A 17,417-nucleotide genomic window follows, 5' to 3' on the forward strand; every position below is an offset into this window, starting at 1 on the left:
GTGCCGTGAAAGTGGCACGCTGGGTTCTGAATGGGAGGTGGGGGAAGTGATTCCCCCATCGACCCCTAATGGGAGGTGGCCTAAATTGGCAAGGCACCGTAAAAACTTGAGAAGCGGCTCCTAAAAAGACGATCGGGTTTATTGAGTAAGGTCAAAAGTTGCTTGGCGACGTTCCCTGAAACCGTAAACGGGCAACAGGTTGCGGAGGCACTGAAAGGAATTAATAGTCCGAGGTGGGGGCAGTTCCCATCTGCCTACGGGTAGTAAGGAAGCGCGTTTCCTGAAAGTTGTCGGCGATCGATGCGGGTTCGACTCCCGTCCTCTCCATTATTATATTTTTTTCCCTCTGAAGCCGGGATTTAGCACTGACGCTACGAACGTCGGATGCGGTGGTACTCTGCGAGAAGCCGCGAAAGCGTCTACGATTCCTGTTATTCCCACTGGTTTGATTCATGGAAGATGCTGCTGAATGGTCGGCAACCTGTCTTGAAAACAGGAGTATGGGAAACTGTAGGGGTTCGATTTCTCCATCTTCTTTTCAAATGTATTCAATTGTGAGTAGGGTGGGAAAAATTTTGCCCACCCTATTTATTTTTGAGAATTAATCTAGATTTTAATGTCCCCAAAAATTTGTTTTCTGCTAATGAGTCGATGCCCGACGATCGCACATTTAACCAAAGCACATTTAACCAAACTCTGCTTCAATCGCATCAATTTCTGTAAGCCATTAACATGAACCCAGCCAACATAACCAAAATTTAAGGAACGATGGACAGACCCGTGGTTACAAGTAAATTAACCAATCAATAAATCTGGGTTTGTAGATTAATTGCGCGATCGCCTCTCTTTTACACAGGTATCTTGTACATAGGAGCCAGATCGAATCGACCTGAAAATATAAACTATTAATTATCTGTTGTCAGCAACCTATTGTTAGCTATTTATTGCTGGCTATTTATGGTCTTTTGTAAAATAACAGTTATATGTTATATGTTATTTTTGTATTGGTTATTTTTTGGTTTTGGTCTGTACGGGGTTGTCATCGATGCGCGATCGATTTTCAGGGATTACTGACAATCAGGAACATCAACCGAGAAAAAACCCTCAGCCATATATAGCAAATAACAAGTAACATATAACCAATAATTAAGTTTTAAGAAAGAATAGCAAATAACAAATAACATATAACTGGTAAAATATAAATATAAAAAGTTAAAAAAAGGACTTATGACCAAGAACCTTACGACCGGCTATCAGCTATCAGCTATAAGCTATCAGCTTTTGTAAAGTTTTATCAGGGCGTGCATATTTTTCCCCCCTACTGACCAACAACCAAAGAATCCCTACCCAAAGAATCCCTACCCAAAGAATCCCTACCCAACAACCAAGGACTAAATTAGATTAATTTTTTTAAGCCCGGTAAAGGAGCGAAGGTTATCTTTACTTTCTTTTTCCCAGGGGTACTTCCCTGGGGAATGTCATGGAACAGAAAGGGTTCCAGTTACAGTCATTGATGGGATTTAGGGGTTAAAGATTCTATTTATACCGATTACTTGTGCCATTCAAGGTCGTTACCAAGGGCGATCTTTGACCTTAATCAAGAAAATTTTCAAAAAAAATATACGAATTAAACAAATCAATGTTAGACTTTTTATCAGCTTAATCATCTAAGGATATTGATTCATGAGTGCAGATCAACAAGCAACTCCTTTAACTGGCAAAGCACTGGTCGAGCAAGTTAAAAAGCTGGCCAACATGAGCAAAGAAGAAAAGGCCAAGGCTTGTGGTTACTACACAGTCACCAAAAACGGACTCGAAAGAGTCAATATGATGAAGTTCCTGAACGCATTAATCGATGCAGAAGGCATCAATATTGACAGTCAGCAATCAGAAAATGGTCGAGGTGGACGGAAAGCCAGCTATCGTATTACTGTTCAGTCAAACGGTAACTTGCTGATTGGCTCTGCTTACACCAAACAAATGGGTCTAAAACCCGGTGATGTGTTTGAAATTACTGTGGGACGTAAGCATATTCACTTGAAACAAGTAGAAGACCTAGAAGAAATTGCTTAGAGCTTAATTTTTCCAAGGGTTTTCACCACTGCTGGTCTTGACAGAAGCTTTGGGATTCAGCGAATTTTACAGGAACTTTTGCGGAAAAAACCGATCGCTCAACCAAAGCTTACCTTAACCTGAGAGGCTCATCGCTGAGATTTGAATTCTGACACGATCGCCCCCTGAACATGGGCATCGCCCCTGATTTGATTCCCACCTGTTGGATCGGTCAGAATTCACCATTGTTCCCTCAGCCATGATCGCTCAGGTATTTTATTTTCAGAAGCCAAAGTCGGAAAAATGGCGAAATGAACTTAGAAGTAATTAAAAAATAAGCGATTCACCAACAGGGGGGAAATGTCTTTCACGGGTAAAATATGGGTGGCGGCACCGAGAGCGATCGCCTCCTTTGGCATCCCAAAGACCACACAACTTTCCTCATTTTGGGCAATGGTCAACCCACCGGCTTGGGCGATCGTCAGCATTCCATCCGCCCCATCTCGACCCATTCCGGTTAACAAAACCCCTACCGTAGAACGACCATAATATTTAGCAAAGGAGTTAAACGTCACCGTCACCGAAGGACGATGACCAGAATAAGGTTCCGTTGAAGAATAAATAAATCGACCACATTGATCCAATTCCAAATGTTTGCCTTCTGGGGAAAAATAAATATGTCCCGGTTGGGGAACTTCTCCAAAAGGAGCAATTTTGACCGGCAGATGACATTCTCTTCCTAACCAATCAACTAATCCCTGTAAAAAACCTTGACTAATATGCTGAACACAAACCACGGGCACGGGAAATTTCGCGGGCAACTGACCGAGGATCGTTTGTAACGCCTGCGGCCCCCCCGTAGAAGCACCAATCGTCACAATCCGGTAACGTTGGGTGAGAAATGTAGACCGATCATCTTTTGACGATGGAGTGACAGAGATTTGTTTTGGTCTGGTCGGGGTGGCAGTGGGGGTGACGGTCGGGGTGACGGTCGGGGTGACAGTCGGGGTGACAGTCGGGGTGACAGTCGGGTTGACAGTTGTGATTAACTTTGGCAGGAAAGATTTATTTTCGGGAGAAAAAGATTTATTCTCGGTAGAAATTGGCACAGGTTTGACTGGAGTCGCGGGGGTTTGAATGGGACTAATATTGCGCTTGCGACGTAAAGTAAAAACTGACACCCCAGACAAAACTCGGACTTTAGTAATTAACTCTTGTTTGATGGATTCATAATCGGCATTAATGCCAGCGCGAGGCTTGGGAAATACATCGATCGCACCCGCCGCCAGCAATTCAAAAACATTTTCTTTATTTTCCGGTTGGACTGAAGCACTAATCACCAGAATTGGTTTAGGACAATTGGACATCACTTGTTCGGTGAATTCCAACCCATTCATCTGGGGCATATGCAAGTCGGTGCAAATCACGTGGGGTTGAACCAAGGGAATCATTTTTAATCCCTCAACGCCGGTTCGAGCAGTTCCTACCACCTCGATATCTGGAGAGGAATTTAAAATACGTTTGAGGATAATGATGGCGACGGGTGAGTCCTCTACCAGCAGAACTCGAATCGGCTTTTTGTTCATGGTCTTCTTGGGTCCATTGAGGCTGATTTTTTACTTTTTTACTTAAAAATTTTTGTTAAACAGCATCTTCATAAAATTATAAAACGAAATTTGAGTTTTTCTCGATGAGTCATCGGCTTTTTCGCCGATCGCGCAATAGAGTGGTCAGGGAGAAAATTTTCCTGGTTAATTCCCATTGTTAAAGGGGGGTTGATGGGAGCGCAGCGATTATTTTTGACAAATAGGCTGATTTTTTGGGCAAAACTGTTCCCGTAATTGTGCTTTTTCCCAGCCACCTTATGAGGTTGATGGCTAAAACTTGCCAAATTCCCGACCAAGGCTAAACCCTAAACTTAGCCCGTGGTATCCTGGAAAAATCTGGGAAAATTCACCGATCTTATAATAGCGAAGACGGCAAACAGGACGGATCGATCCCCCTAAACCGGCGATCGACCGCGAACGGCTTTGCACGAATGAAAGCCTTGCATGGTCTAATTAATCCAACAAAATACTCCCCGGCCCTCCAGACGGTTCATCTCGCAGCATCGATTCTAGGGTAAAAGAATAAAGTTTATAGACATCTTCCACCACATCTTGGGGATCCGCAAACGCATCTTGTCCGGGATCAAATTCCAAGATGCCACTACTCTGGGCAATTTGCTCTAGAGGAGTTATTCCCGTTTGAATCATTTTCTCCGAGGGCAACTCTTGTTTAAAGGGTAAATTTAAGCCAGATTGCGCCATTAAATTGAGAAAAAAATTAATATTTTGGCCACTACTAAACTGCTGAATTAGTTGATTAAATTGCTGGAAATTTCCCTGAGACGGCGAATTATTTTCCGACTCCAATGGAGAACCGGAATTTGGAGCAGACTCAATATTGGGACTGCCCCCACATCTTTCTTTGAGTAAGCTGCCTTGTCCGTGACTGCCAATGACTCGGCCTTGGCGATCGAACACTGGCCCGCCACTCATTCCCACCCTAGTATTATCGAGGTAAAAGATACTATATCCTAAATTTGTGGGATCGGGATTGACTTTGCCGGTGACTGGCCCCCAAGCTAACCGCCGTTGTCGCCTTGCCTGCCGACCCCGACATTGATTTGTGGCGGGATCTCGTTCTTTTTCGGGATCGGGCCAACCAGAAATATAGACAGTATCCCCTGAGTTGATTTGACTGGCATCTCCTAATGTGGCAACGGGATAATCGCGATCGCTTTCAAAAACAATCAGGGCAATATCAATGCCTTTGACTTGATCTGCTCCTAAAGTGCGATCGACCATATCTGTCCCCGGAATAAAGCGATCGCGACAACCAAATCTAATTAAAATATGTTGCCGATCCGGTTGTCCTTGGAGGGGACAATTTCTGCCATCATTCACTTCCTGCACCACGTGGACTTGTCCATCCCAAGTGCGGATGCCGTAGTAGGGTTTTCCCTGAGAATCTTGCCAATATTTTGCCGTATCTAAATGTCTTTGAAAAAAATTATGGGCGACCGTTAAAACATAGTATTTTTTCCCTTCTTTGGCGATAATCACCCCAGACCCAGGATTCCAAAAACCTTCTTTATTTAAAGGATTATTGCGATTATTTTCTAAATCTTCCCGTAAGGTTGGGGTGAGTGCTGGGGCAATCAGTACGGTAGTTTGTCGGGCAATAGAATTAATTTCTTCTAGGGAAAATTCTGCCCGGATTGGCGTAGCCAATACACTGTTTAAAAAGACGCTAATAATAACGCTAATAATAGACGGAAAGCATATATGTTTGCTCCACATAGGCACTTATCGGTAATATTTTAATGAATTTCTGGGCTATTTTTGATTTTAATTAATCAAAAAAATATGCTTAAGTATGATCGAATTATTCCAGTAAAATTCCGCCGCCATCTGAGGGCTTGTCTCTCAGCATATTTTGAATATCAAAGGAGAAAGTTTTGTAAATATTAGAAATCACATCATTGGGATCTTCAAAACTGCCCTCACTTTCTAGAGTGCTACGATTAAGGGGAATTTCGCTAATCCCAGCCTGAATTAACTCCACAGAAGGGGATGCTAAATTCAAAGAAAGCCTGACTCCAGCTTGGACGATCAACTGACGAGCATAGTCTATGTTTTGTGCGCTACTATAGAAGGCTTGGAGATTATTAGAGTTAGCAGGATTTGTGGGCGGGTTAGACTGCTGAGATGATGGTCGATCGCCCTGATTATTTGGGGTAGAATTTTGTTGATTGGCATCCGGGGAACCATTATTTTCTGAGTTGTCTGGGTTGGGGTTATCCCAATTCCCATCGGGATCAAAAATTCCATCATTTTTACTCATCCCAGAGTTTGACCTTTGCTTAGTCGGTGGTTGATAAACTTGACCGCATACGAGTTTATTTTCTGAACCCCGTCCATGAATCCCCACTACTTGACCAAACTCGTTAAAAACAGGGCCACCACTCATTCCCGGTCGAGTGCGATCGATATAATAAAGACTATAGCCATTTTGGGCTGACGAAGCTGATATTAAAGCTTGCAAAGGACTCCAGGTAAGTTGTCTTTGTCGTCGGGGTGAAGGGTCTTGACAAATAATTCGCCCTTGGGCATCTAATTGGGGACTGCCATCATTATTTAATTTCGCTTCTACTTCAATATTTGGCCAACCGGAAACATACAATAATTCTCCAGTGGTGAGTTCTTTGGTTGCCCCAATGGGTGCGATCGCATAGTTTAGCGAACTTTCAAAAGTAACAATGGCTAAATCATACCCATTCACTTTTCGTTTGCTTTGATAACAACCAAATCTTAACAGCGCTGTGGTTCCTAATCGATTATCCACCTGAAAATTATTCGTGCAATTCTGTCCATCGTTAATTGACTGCACCACATGAACTTGGCGATCGCTCGTCAAAATGCCATAAGGCAAATTTTTTTCTACCTGTTCTTGGGCAAAATTATGGGCTACGGTCAAAACATAATAAGTTTGCCCTTCTTTCGCCACAATCACTCCCGATCCAAAAGTCCAAGTTTTCCCCGGTTTTTTGGCTAATAAATCTTCTAATTCTTGGGGTTGAAGCTGTGGGGCAATTAAAACGGTGGTTTGCTTGGCTAAAGAATTAATTTCCGCCTGATTGAGTTTTTTGGGCATCGCATCCGCCCCCAAACTCCCCAAAGTAAGTATCACGAGAGAAATAGTGCCAAGTTTTTGCAGCCACTTGATTTTATCTATTTCTCTTTTGTCTGCATGAGTCATAAAACCTCCTTTTTTTCTCATAAAATCTGATGGTCGGAAGAGCCAATAAGCAATAACAACAGGGTGTAGGGTGTAGGGTGTAGGGAGCGGCGGTTCGGCCCTTCGGCTGCGCTCAGGACAGGCTTCGCTCACCGACCGAGGAGCACAGGAGCAGAGGAGAGAGTGAATAGTGAATAGTGAATAGTGAATAGTGAATAGTGAATAGTGATACTTATGCATAACTTTTAACTTGTACGGGCGAATGGCCATTCGCCCCTACGACTTTTCACTTTCCCAACCAACAACCAAAGAATCCCTACCCAACAACCAACAACCAACAAGCAACAAGCAACAACTAACAACTAAATTTTTTTAATCGGAATTGCCCAACTTGCCGATCGCATTTGTTCAAAAAGTCTTGGAGATGGTTTACTGCCATCAGCAAATCGATAAGCATCAACCCCTCCAAAGGCATATTTAGTCCTACCAATAATCCCCATTAGTTTCCCTTCTTGATTAAAAACTGGCCCGCCACTCATGCCGATATAAACTTCATTGGTGATGCCTATTTGATATCCTTGTTCTAGGGGTTGATTCAGTAGTAATGAAATTACTCCACTGCTGATAAAATAAGGCTGAATTCCTAAGTCTAGGGTACTTTCTAATTTATCTAAGTTTTGTTGGGAATTGGGAAAACCAGCCACATAAATCGGCTCCATTAAGGATAAGTTTTGGTCAGGAGAAAGAGTGGCGACGGGATAGGGTCGATCGCTGGTAAATTCAACCACGGCTAAATCTAAATCCCCAAAATAAAAGCGATCGCTTCTCACTGCTGAATACCCTGCCCCATCGGAGGTTAGCACTTGAAAAACTGCCCTGGGATCTAAGGCAATCACATGATCGCAGGTTAAAACCTGATAGGTTGAACCCTGATGACCAATAATCACCCCAGAACCCGCTGCATAATCGCCGATCAATCGCACGGTTAATTGATGCGCGATCGCACTGACGATGGCTGGGTTCCGCTCCGGGGAGGACAGGTTTTCTCTAGCAATAGAAAAATGCCGCATATCCGCTAGGAAAATTAAGCAAAGCATCAAGCTAATTCCCAGGGCGATGGTTTTAATTCGTCTGTTCATATTTCATCGGGGAATTTATCGGGGAATTTATCGGGGAATCGTTCGGGGAATCGTTCGGGGAATTAATCAGGAAAGTCATCAGGGAAACCAGCGGAGACAATTTTTCTATCTGTTTCTATTCCTGCGGTAATTCCTGCGGTAATTCCTGCTGTAATTATTTTAGCTGATTTCTTCTCTTCTGGGGATTACATCCCGGAAAAATTATAGAATTTTTTAATAAACCTGTAATATGGCAATTCACTGGTAAAATAATGAAAATCAAAAATCCGGGCTATATTGTCAGAGCCGGATTGTCAAAAAATTATCTCGGCGGTGATGTGAAAAAAACCGCTGCTGTGGGAGGAGGGAATACAGGGAATGCTCGAAGAACAAAACAGCTATCATATGAGTCCAGAAGAGTTCCGCCGTTGGGGATATGCGGTGGTAGATGCGATCGCGGAATATCAGCAAAACATTGAGAAATTCCCGGTATTATCTCAAGTTTCTCCCGGTGAAATTCGCGCCCAACTGCCGCCCCACCCCCCAGAAACCGGGGAATCTTTCGCGCAAATTTTGCAGGATGTGCAGGAAATCCTCATCCCCGGACTAACTCACTGGCAGTCCCCCAACTTTTTCGCCTTTTTCCCATCCAACAACTCCGCCCCGTCAATTTTGGCAGAACTATTGTCCGCTGGACTAGGGGTGCAGGGAATGCTGTGGGCAACCAGTCCCGCTTGCACCGAATTGGAAACCCTGATCCTTGACTGGTTGGTAGAAATGCTGGATTTGCCGCCACAATTTAAATCCTCAAGTAGCGGTGGCGGAGTCATTCAAGACACTGCCTCCAGTGCGACTTTATGTGCATTATTGGCCGCACGAGAACGGGCGACAGATTTTGATAGTAACCGCCAAGGTTTAGAGCAAAATTCAGCACATAAACTGATTGCCTATACTTCAACTCAAGCCCATTCATCCGTAGAGAAAGCGGTGAAAATCGCCGGGTTAGGAGTAGAAAATTTACGCTTGATTTCCGTGGCCGAAAATTATGCCATGCAAGCGGATATTTTAGCCGAACAAATCGAAGCCGATATTCAAGCCGGACTAACCCCTTGTTTTGTCACAGCCACTATTGGCACAACTTCTTCCCAGGCGATCGATCCGGTGCGGAAAATCGGGGAAATTTGCCAAAAATATGGGCTGTGGTTGCATATCGATGCGGCCATGAGTGGCACCGCCGCCCTCTGTGCAGAATATCGATTTATCCATGATGGTTTAGAGTTGGCTGATAGCTATTGCTTTAATCCCCATAAATGGATGTTGGTTAACTTTGATTGCGACTGTTTTTATGTGGCAGATCGGAGTATTTTAATCCGCACTTTGAGCGTATTACCGGAATATCTAAAAAATCAGGCTACGGCATCTGGGGCGGTGTTTGATTATCGGGATTGGCATATTCCTTTAGGTCGCCGATTTCGCTCCCTGAAACTTTGGTTTGTGATTCGGCATTATGGCATCGAAGGATTGCAATTTTATGTCCGCAAACATATCGGACTTGCCCAAGAATTTGCCCAGTGGGTACAGGATGATTCCCGGTTTGAATTAGCGGCGCCGGTGCCCTTGAATTTGGTTTGTTTTCGTCATCAAGGGGGCGATGCGGTGAATCAGAAGATTCTGGAAAAACTGAATCAATCGGGGGAAATTTATCTCAGTCATACCAAGTTAGACGATCGATTTACTTTGCGAATGTCCATTGGTCAGGCGCAAACTAATAGAAACCATGTGCAGAAAGCTTGGCAGTTGATTCAGGCAGCGGCAGAGTAGTTATTAGTTATTTGTTATTAATCATTTGTTGTTATTTATTAATTATTTCTTATTAGTTATTGGGTAGGGATTCTTTGCTCCCCTTGGAAGGGGATTTGGGGGGATTGTTGGTGATTTAGCGATCGCATCAAGCAACCAACAAAAGAATCCCTACCCAACAACAAATAACCAACAACAAATAACCAACAACAAATAACCAACAACAAATAACCAACAACAAATAACCAACAATATTAAATTTAAGAATTTAGCTAATTGCTTCCCGGCTATGTCACCATTGAGAATTGAGATATCAATATTTGAGATATCAATGACGTTCATACCCTGGGAAATTGAAATGACTGCTGTTGAATCAAAGCAAAACCAAACGATTTCTTATCCTGTTCAGACCATAGAACGGGCGGAACGGGCGATCCGTTGTTCCCCGTTTCAACTGAAGTTGCTGGCAACCATGCAAACCACTAGGGTGGAGTTAAAAGCGATCGCTGATGAAGTTGGGGTAAAAAATGGATATACACAGTCGCCCATTTCTGAAATCATTGCGGAAAATCATCTACTATGGCTAATCCAAGTGGGTTTACTCCGCCGTGAAGTCGATGGTCAGGGAATCACCGATAGTTTTCGCTTAACTCCCTTGGGGCGTCAACTGGTGGAAAAATGGCAGCCAGCGGGTAGTTTACCCCCAGCGACCGGGTGCGATCGCGTGAAAAATGCCGTAAATCGGTGGTTGACACTGCCGGTATAACCCTGATCGGTAAGTCCTCAAGCATTGCCTGAATTGGCGCCTAGTTATTTTTTAGACTCGATCGAGTATCAATGAAAGCAATCTTAGTAGTCGGAACCACTTCCCACGCGGGAAAATCCATGCTTGCCACGGGGCTTTGTCGGGCTTTTTCCCGACGGGGTTGGCGAGTCAGTCCGTTTAAAGGGCAAAACATGGCCCTCAACTCTTATGTCACTCCCACTGGGGGCGAAATTGGTTATGCCCAAGCGGTACAAGCGTGGGCAGCGGGAGTCACCCCAGCGGTACAAATGAACCCAATTTTATTAAAGCCCCAGGGTGACATGACCTCTCAGGTGATTCTTAATGGCAAAGCCGTTGGCACCGTTGGAGCCAGCGAATATTATGAAAAATTTTTTAATCCAGGGTGGGAAGCGATCAAAGACTCCCTCAAAGTCTTGGGCAACAACTTTGATGTTTTAGTCTGTGAAGGGGCTGGCAGTCCGGCGGAGATTAACCTCAAACACCGCGATTTAACTAATATGCGGATTGCCACTTATTTAAATGCCCCCACAATTTTGGTGGTTGACATCGATCGCGGCGGGTCGTTTGCCCATGTAGTCGGGACGTTGCAACTCCTGGAACCGGAAGAACGGGCTTTAATTAAAGGGGTAGTGATTAATAAATTTCGCGGACAGCTATCCCTGTTACAATCTGGAATTGACTGGCTAGAAGAATACACGGGAATTCCCGTTTTAGGGGTGATTCCTTGGCTAAATCAATTATTCCCTGCGGAAGACTCTTTAAGTTTATTAGAACGCCGCAACGAAAAAAACCATACCGACCTAACGATTGCGGTGATTTTGCTGCCGAGAATTTCTAACTTTACCGATTTTGACCCCTTAGAAGCGGAACCTACAGTTAAAGTTAAATATATTCAGCCCGGTCAACCTTTAGGTCATCCAGATGCGGTGATTATTCCCGGTTCAAAAACCACCATTCCCGATTTATTAACATTACAAAAAAGCGGCATGGCGGAAGAAATCCAAAACTATGTAGCCACAGGAGGCACCGTCTTGGGAATTTGTGGCGGATTTCAAATGCTGGGAGAATTAGTCGCCGACCCGGAAGGCATTGAAGGACAAGCAGGCCGATTTGACGGTCTAAACTTATTACCGTTAAAGACATTTCTCACCTACCATAAAGTTTCCCGCCAACGCCAAGTCGTTTCTAATTATCCGCAAATGGGTTTGCCAATTATGGGATATGAAATTCATCATGGTCGGAGTAAAATTACCAATAATGAAGATATCTATCAGCTTTTTGACGATCCCAGTTTAGGGGTGACGAATTTGGAGCAATCGGTCTGGGGAACCTATCTGCACGGCATTTTTGACAATAGTCCTTGGCGTCGGGCTTGGTTAAATCGGCTGCGCTATCCTAGAGGTTTGCAAACTTTACCCACGGGAATTCCCAATTATCGAGAACAACGAGAAACTTTGTTTAATAATTTGGCCGATATAATTGAGTCAAATCTAAATCTGACCCCGATTTTAGATTTGCTGGAATCGCGATCGCTCTAAACCAAATCTCTGGTTTATCTTTGACTTTGACTTTGACTTTGACTTTGACTTTGACTTTGACTTTTCTCTTAGGTTACCTTCAGATTAATTCCTGAAGATTATTTTTTTCCATGACTGATAACCGCCAGCAAATGGAATGATGTAAATTTTGGCCATTGACTAGGTTGGCTCAATTACTTTGGCGTTACTTTGGCCTTACTTTGGCGTTAGATTGATTTTATTCTATTTCTTGTCTAATTAAACCTACTTTGTTATTAACAATTATGACTGTAAAAGTTAACTTTTTACCCGATGATGTCACCGTGAACGCGGAAGTGGGCGAACCCTTGCTGGAGGTAGCGAAAAGGGCTGGGGTAGACATTCCGACCGGCTGTTTGATGGGTTCTTGTCATGCGTGTGAAGTGGAACTCGATGACGGTGAGACGATTTGTGCTTGTATTAGTGCAGTAACTCCCGGAAAAGAAACCGTGACTATTAATCTTTATGTGGATTCAGCCTGGTGAGAGATAAATTATGTAAATTTATGTAAATTTATGTAAATTTATGTAATTTATGAAAAAATAACTAGAAATCACATTCACTATCACATTCACTAACTGAACAACCGTGGATACTCAAGAACCAACTGTAATTTTTTTGGCGGGGGCTTCTCGCGGAGTAGGTCGAGAAGTCGCTCAATGCCTGAGCAAAGAACAAAAACCTGTGGTGGCGCTGCTGCGATCGCCTGATACCCAAGCAGAATTAGAAGCAATGGGCATTCAAGTAGCCATCGGGGATGCCTTGGATCCCGCTTCCCTGGCATCAGCCATGCAAGGAAAAGCTTTCGCCGCCGTAATTAGTACCATTGGGGGGTTGCCCCAGCAAGGGGAAAGACCCGATTATCTGGGCAATAAAAATTTAATTGATGCAGCGGTGAACGCTGGGATCAAGAAATTTATTTTGGTGTCTTCCATTGGTACAGGAAATAGCAAAGGAGCGTTATCGCCCCAAGCGTTAGCCACCCTGGAAAAAGTTTTAATTGAAAAAGAAAAAGCTGAGGAATATTTAATCAATAGTGGCCTAACTTATACTATTATTCGTCCCGGTGGGTTAAAATCTGAACCGGCAACAGGAAACGCCGTTTTAACTGAAAATCCTCAAGTTTGTGGGATGATTCACCGCGCCGATGTCGCTCAGTTGGTTTGTGCCTGCTTGAATTCTGAAACGGCGAATAATAAAGTTTTGTCAGCTATTGACCAAAATATGCAGTTTGTCCCCCAAGAATTTGAGGTATTTAATGTCTAAAATTGTTTGGGCAGGTAATTTTGGCCGAGCAAAGTGAGAAAAAAAGTTATGAGTTAAAAGGTTTGACCCACTGGCGAGCGATCGCCCAATCTAAGACAATTCTAGCCGCCGCAAATAAGATTAAACTTTCTAACCCTATGAGGGCAAATGGCCAAATTTCTGCCAAGTTAGGAATATGCCCAATTAGTTGGGAAATGGCGGGTTCTACTTGGGGGATCGCTCGCACTAATCCAAACGCCAACACTGCCCCAGATTTTAAATGCGGATTGCGATCGTCTCGAATCACATAACGGTAGGTCATGCCAAAGAGAAAACCACTGATGGCAACTCCTGCGGCAGAAGCGAGCGCCGCTTTCACTTGTGACAAATTCACCAATGGCAACGTCACCAAACTTGCTGATGGTTGAGCCAGAAGCCAATGATTTCCCCATGTGGCGATCGCAAATACGACCAGTAAGCATAACGCCGCGATCATGCCAGCTTTCACCGATTCTATCTTTTCCCGGTCATTAAACTTTAAATCCTGGTTCACGCTCTGTTTTACCTAACTCACTCCATGATGAACAGTCCTTATTATTACCCATGAGGCGATCGCCTGTCATCTCGGATTGCGTAAAATTTTGTTGAGTCTGGCAATTTCCCTTTTTCGTAAAATGCTTTTCTCGGTTTTCTCCCAGGTCATATCCCCAACAGAAATAATTTTTCTCCACTCTTGAACAAAATTTAAAAAGCATCAAAATAGGTTATTTTGTCATATTAATTAAACCATAAAAATGACAAAATAACCAAAAATATCAGCTTATTTTTCCAAAAATACTAATAGCTGAATCAGAAAAGTTAAAGATAAAAATTACAGCACTTGATGGGTATAAGCGTGTTGTTTCACATTATCTTCAGTGCTGACAATATTTTCCGCATTCAGCACTCGTTTCCGTTCCAGAGAATAGTTAAATTTCTGATAAGTGCTGCCCACGGGAATGAAAGCAGTGGCTTCCGGTCGGCGGCGATAAGTCCGCACAGCCGCGATCGCTCGTGTGGTGAAATCCTCACTAATTTGGGTATCCGGCGGAAAATCAGCGGGCATTTTCACCACTTCCCCATCTAATAAGTTGCCCAAGGTGGTGGCACAAGCCATCAAATATGAGGTGGGAACTCCCTTCATAATCGCTTCTAATGCCGCTGAAGGAATTGGTTCAATCACTTTCACTTCAATGATTTCGCCATCATTTCTCACAAAACAAGTCGCCAAACCGACCACAAGATAGTCCTCAGCGGAAACATCAGGAGCATTGGGATAATTCTGGGGAATAGTCATATAATTATTCTTGAATTTTGGTGGGTGACTGTTGACTAATATTAGTTGCATTTTATCAACACGCCGGACATTTATAGCGGTTTTTATTGGATGAAGTACAGAGGTTTTCAAAGATTCCCGCCTGCGCGGGAATGACAGGTTTTTTTTGTACTTCATAACTCCGCAAAGTGCTATAATCGTCAACGGTCAAGAGTTATTCGTTATTTATTATTCGTTATTGGGTGAAAACAACCAAAGAATCCCTACCCAACAACAAATAATAAATAACAAATAACAAATAACAGATAGTTACAGCATCGGGGACACCGCTGATAAGGCAGTGATATCTAGACGGGATAAGCGATCGCCTGCTCGATCAATCGTCCCTTGTCCTCGGAGAAATCCCGTATTCGCACCGGGACATAAATAAGTTAACCGATCTGAGGTAAATCGTTGTTGCAGATTTTGAAGCGATCGCAGTTGACGCTGCCAATGAAAAGTCTTGAAAACTCGCAACGGCATCGGTTCCCCTTGTTGGTTGGGCAGGAGATGACGGCCTGTAAACAGCACCCCACCGTGAGCCGCATAATAGACACAAGTGGAACCCGGACAATGGCCAGGAGTCCAGATCAAGGTCAAAGTAGGTGCGATTTCGCCCAGGGAATCGCCTACCGGAATCGTCAACTCCTCAGCAAAGCAAGTCAGGGATAAATTTGGCAACAAATAAGCAATTTGTTCGTGAATCACAATCTCGCACTGAGTAAATTCCTGAATTTCTTTAGCTTTGCCAATAGCCTCGCGATGGGTGATCAGCAAAGACTTTACGCCCCCTGATGCTTGGATAAATTCTTGGGTGACTTCATTCCAGAGCGGACAATCGATTAAGAAATTAGCATTTTTTCCTACAATAAAGTAGGCTGTGCCGCCTAAAGTCTCCCGATTTGGCGGAAAGGCAAAAATGGCATCGAGCACAGCCCGTGGTTCTTTAGGCATAGCATGGTTTCCTGGTTACTAATACTAATACTTGGGTTAATCACCTATATCATTTTGCGGCAGCGAGTTACGACATTAACCCGCACCCCTGTGTGGATTTTATGGCTGGTGCTGATGACGCCCGCTTTTGTGTGGATCGCCTGGTATGCGTTCCACGATCAAAATCAGTCAATGCCACCGACCTTGGTGTTTGGCCCGTTTGTGGTTTGCTTCTTTCTCTACTGGTTTTTGGTGCAATGGGGGCGGCAGGATGTGCCGTCACCGCCACCAAAATCTTCCGTGAACCCAGAAACAAACCTAGAAGTTTCTGATTCAAATAATCCTGAAACAGCGACAAACCCTTCTGAGATCAGAGCCCTGACCCTGGAAGAAGAAAAAATGCTGCGGGATTGTTTTCCTTGGACGATGTATCCCTTGCATAAAATTGATTATCGTTTACAAGCGGCGATCTGTCGAGGACAGTTGCGGGCTAAATCTGATGTGGCTTATGCAAAAATTAAGCAAAATATCGAGGCTAAATTTGGCGATCGCTTTTTGGTGATTTTCCAAGAAGATTTTAATGGCAAACCTTTATTTGTTCTGGTGCCAAATCCGCAAAGAATTTCCCCAAAAGCCCCGGCAAGCCAAACCAACAGCCAAACCGACGATCCATCATTGCTAATGCCAAATTCTGGCGAACAACTCCAATCATTGAACAAACCCGGACTGGCGATCGCCTTAGCCCTCGTCACCCTCTTTACCACCACTTTAGTTGGTGCGATTAAAATGGTTGGAATTGAGCAAACGAGCTTACAATCTAATCCCAACTTATTACTGGAAGGATTGCCCTATAGTCTAACGCTGATGCTAATTATCGGCAGCCACGAATATGCTCATTTTCTCACAGCGACTTTTTATCAAATCCAGGTCACCCTCCCTTATTTTATTCCCTTCCCGGAATTTATTGGCACCTTTGGGGCTTTCATGCAAATTCGCCAACCCATGCCCAACCGAAAAATCTTATTTGATGTCAGCATTGTTGGACCAATCTGTAGTTTTTTGGTGACAATACCGATTTTAATGTGGGGAATGGCTCATTCCACAGTCGTCCCCTTGCCCTCAGAAGCTACTCTATTATCTATTGATGCTTTAAATCCTAGCTTTTCCTTGTTGTTGACCATACTGAGTAAAATTAGCTTACCTTCTCCCCTGGGAGTGAATCAAGGAATTGATTTACATCCTGTCGCCGTCTCCGGTTACATTGGTTTAATTCTCACTGCCTTTAATTTGATGCCCGTAGGTTCTCTGGATGGGGGTCATATTGTCCATGCCATGTTTGGGCAAAAAATGGCCATCACCATTGGACAAATTACTCGTTTTTTGTTTTTTATCCTGGCGATCGCCAAACCAGAATTATTAATTTGGGCAATATATTTATTCCTAATTCCGGTCATTGATAGTCCAGCCCTGAATGATGTCACAGAATTAGATAACAAACGAGATATCTTAGGCTTAATTGCCCTATTAATTTTAGTCATCATTATCATCCCCGCCCCGAAAATTTTCTTGCCGATGTAGTGATTAGTCCAAATAGGGGCCTGTAGGGGCGATTCGAGAATCGCCCGGACGACAGCATTCGCGGCGTAGGGGCGACAGCATTCGCGTAAGTAACTCTTAGCTAAAAACCAACAACCCATGACGCGAATGCTTCGCCAGACAAGGGTTGCGCCCTGCCCCTCCGCTCGATTGGCGGCCCTTTGCTCCCTACCGCTCAATTTGGCATTCAACGC

The 17,417-nt window shown here is 43.8% G+C and carries 14 protein-coding genes and 1 tRNA gene; 8 read left to right on the plus strand and 7 right to left on the minus strand.

From position 1 onward, the window contains the following. Positions 1–455 precede the first annotated feature (455 nt). Positions 456–536: transfer RNA gene (locus tag AM228_RS33065), tRNA-Ser, on the plus strand. A gap of 1,147 nt (positions 537–1,683) precedes the next feature. Further along, positions 1,684–2,073 carry an AbrB family transcriptional regulator gene (locus AM228_RS19130; protein WP_054468208.1) on the plus strand — a complete coding sequence of 130 codons (390 nt, stop codon included), beginning with the start codon at positions 1,684–1,686 and terminating at the stop codon, positions 2,071–2,073. A gap of 296 nt (positions 2,074–2,369) precedes the next feature. Here AM228_RS19130 and cheB read toward each other — a convergent pair whose 3' ends face one another. The 4 genes from cheB to AM228_RS19155 form a co-directional block, all read right to left on the minus strand. Then, positions 2,370–3,638, minus strand: a complete 1,269-nt coding sequence (cheB, locus tag AM228_RS19135) for a chemotaxis-specific protein-glutamate methyltransferase CheB (protein ID WP_054468210.1) — start codon at positions 3,636–3,638, stop codon at positions 2,370–2,372. A gap of 474 nt (positions 3,639–4,112) precedes the next feature. Beyond that, on the minus strand, positions 4,113–5,327 hold the full coding sequence (locus tag AM228_RS19145) for a serine protease (protein ID WP_231636869.1): 1,215 nt from the start codon (positions 5,325–5,327) through the stop codon (positions 4,113–4,115). Positions 5,328–5,481: 154 nt separating this feature from the next. Then, a complete protein-coding gene (locus AM228_RS19150) occupies positions 5,482–7,104 on the minus strand; it encodes a serine protease (RefSeq protein WP_082348951.1) in 1,623 nt (540 codons plus the stop codon). 92 nt (positions 7,105–7,196) lie between these two features. Further along, entirely contained in the window at positions 7,197–7,973 is a 777-nt protein-coding gene (locus tag AM228_RS19155; protein ID WP_054468218.1) for a serine protease, read from the minus strand. Positions 7,974–8,330: 357 nt separating this feature from the next. On the opposite strand from AM228_RS19155, the gene AM228_RS19160 reads away from it, so the two are divergent. From AM228_RS19160 to AM228_RS19180, 5 genes are all read left to right on the plus strand, one after another. Beyond that, positions 8,331–9,773 carry a pyridoxal-dependent decarboxylase gene (locus tag AM228_RS19160; protein WP_054468221.1) on the plus strand — a complete coding sequence of 481 codons (1,443 nt, stop codon included), beginning with the start codon at positions 8,331–8,333 and terminating at the stop codon, positions 9,771–9,773. 337 nt (positions 9,774–10,110) lie between these two features. Then, positions 10,111–10,518 carry an Npun_F0494 family protein gene (locus tag AM228_RS19165; RefSeq protein WP_054468222.1) on the plus strand — a complete coding sequence of 136 codons (408 nt, stop codon included), beginning with the start codon at positions 10,111–10,113 and terminating at the stop codon, positions 10,516–10,518. A 71-nt stretch (positions 10,519–10,589) separates the two neighbouring features. After that, positions 10,590–12,077, plus strand: coding sequence for a cobyric acid synthase CobQ (cobQ, locus tag AM228_RS19170; RefSeq protein ID WP_054468224.1), 1,488 nt, complete (start codon positions 10,590–10,592; stop codon positions 12,075–12,077). 263 nt (positions 12,078–12,340) lie between these two features. Further along, positions 12,341–12,580, plus strand: a complete 240-nt coding sequence (locus AM228_RS19175; protein WP_054468226.1) for a 2Fe-2S iron-sulfur cluster-binding protein — start codon at positions 12,341–12,343, stop codon at positions 12,578–12,580. A 103-nt stretch (positions 12,581–12,683) separates the two neighbouring features. Beyond that, positions 12,684–13,361, plus strand: a complete 678-nt coding sequence (locus AM228_RS19180) for an SDR family oxidoreductase (RefSeq protein WP_054468228.1) — start codon at positions 12,684–12,686, stop codon at positions 13,359–13,361. Positions 13,362–13,407: 46 nt separating this feature from the next. Here the strand turns inward: AM228_RS19180 and AM228_RS19185 are convergent, their stop codons facing one another. The 3 genes from AM228_RS19185 to AM228_RS19195 all read right to left on the minus strand — a co-directional run bounded on the left by AM228_RS19185 (position 13,408) and on the right by AM228_RS19195 (position 15,648). Then, a complete protein-coding gene (locus AM228_RS19185; protein ID WP_054468230.1) occupies positions 13,408–13,893 on the minus strand; it encodes a hypothetical protein in 486 nt (161 codons plus the stop codon). A 318-nt stretch (positions 13,894–14,211) separates the two neighbouring features. Then, positions 14,212–14,676 (minus strand): hypothetical protein, encoded by a 465-nt coding sequence (locus AM228_RS19190; RefSeq protein WP_054468232.1) that lies wholly within the window; start codon positions 14,674–14,676, stop codon positions 14,212–14,214. A gap of 288 nt (positions 14,677–14,964) precedes the next feature. Then, positions 14,965–15,648 carry an MBL fold metallo-hydrolase gene (locus AM228_RS19195; RefSeq protein WP_054468235.1) on the minus strand — a complete coding sequence of 228 codons (684 nt, stop codon included), beginning with the start codon at positions 15,646–15,648 and terminating at the stop codon, positions 14,965–14,967. A gap of 54 nt (positions 15,649–15,702) precedes the next feature. Between AM228_RS19195 and AM228_RS19200 the strand changes: the two genes are divergently transcribed. Then, positions 15,703–17,205: a site-2 protease family protein gene (locus AM228_RS19200; RefSeq protein WP_369817777.1), complete on the plus strand. Its 1,503-nt coding sequence runs from the start codon at positions 15,703–15,705 to the stop codon at positions 17,203–17,205. Positions 17,206–17,417 lie beyond the last annotated feature (212 nt).

Origin of the sequence: Planktothricoides sp. SR001 (genome assembly GCF_001276715.1) — a bacterium.
In the GTDB taxonomy this organism is placed as follows: domain Bacteria; phylum Cyanobacteriota; class Cyanobacteriia; order Cyanobacteriales; family Laspinemataceae; genus Planktothricoides; species Planktothricoides raciborskii.

Excerpts from the sequence above, each read along its gene's own strand:
- AM228_RS19130 (WP_054468208.1), top strand. The coding sequence starts at position 1,684 with ATGAGTGCAGATCAACAAGCAACTCCTTTAACTGGCAAAGCACTGGTC.
- cheB (WP_054468210.1), bottom strand. The coding sequence starts at position 3,638 with ATGAACAAAAAGCCGATTCGAGTTCTGCTGGTAGAGGACTCACCCGTC.
- AM228_RS19150 (WP_082348951.1), bottom strand. The coding sequence starts at position 7,104 with ATGGCCATTCGCCCGTACAAGTTAAAAGTTATGCATAAGTATCACTAT.
- AM228_RS19155 (WP_054468218.1), bottom strand. The coding sequence starts at position 7,973 with ATGAACAGACGAATTAAAACCATCGCCCTGGGAATTAGCTTGATGCTT.
- AM228_RS19160 (WP_054468221.1), top strand. The coding sequence starts at position 8,331 with ATGCTCGAAGAACAAAACAGCTATCATATGAGTCCAGAAGAGTTCCGC.
- AM228_RS19165 (WP_054468222.1), top strand. The coding sequence starts at position 10,111 with ATGACTGCTGTTGAATCAAAGCAAAACCAAACGATTTCTTATCCTGTT.
- cobQ (WP_054468224.1), top strand. The coding sequence starts at position 10,590 with ATGAAAGCAATCTTAGTAGTCGGAACCACTTCCCACGCGGGAAAATCC.
- AM228_RS19175 (WP_054468226.1), top strand. The coding sequence starts at position 12,341 with ATGACTGTAAAAGTTAACTTTTTACCCGATGATGTCACCGTGAACGCG.
- AM228_RS19190 (WP_054468232.1), bottom strand. The coding sequence starts at position 14,676 with ATGACTATTCCCCAGAATTATCCCAATGCTCCTGATGTTTCCGCTGAG.
- AM228_RS19195 (WP_054468235.1), bottom strand. The coding sequence starts at position 15,648 with ATGCCTAAAGAACCACGGGCTGTGCTCGATGCCATTTTTGCCTTTCCG.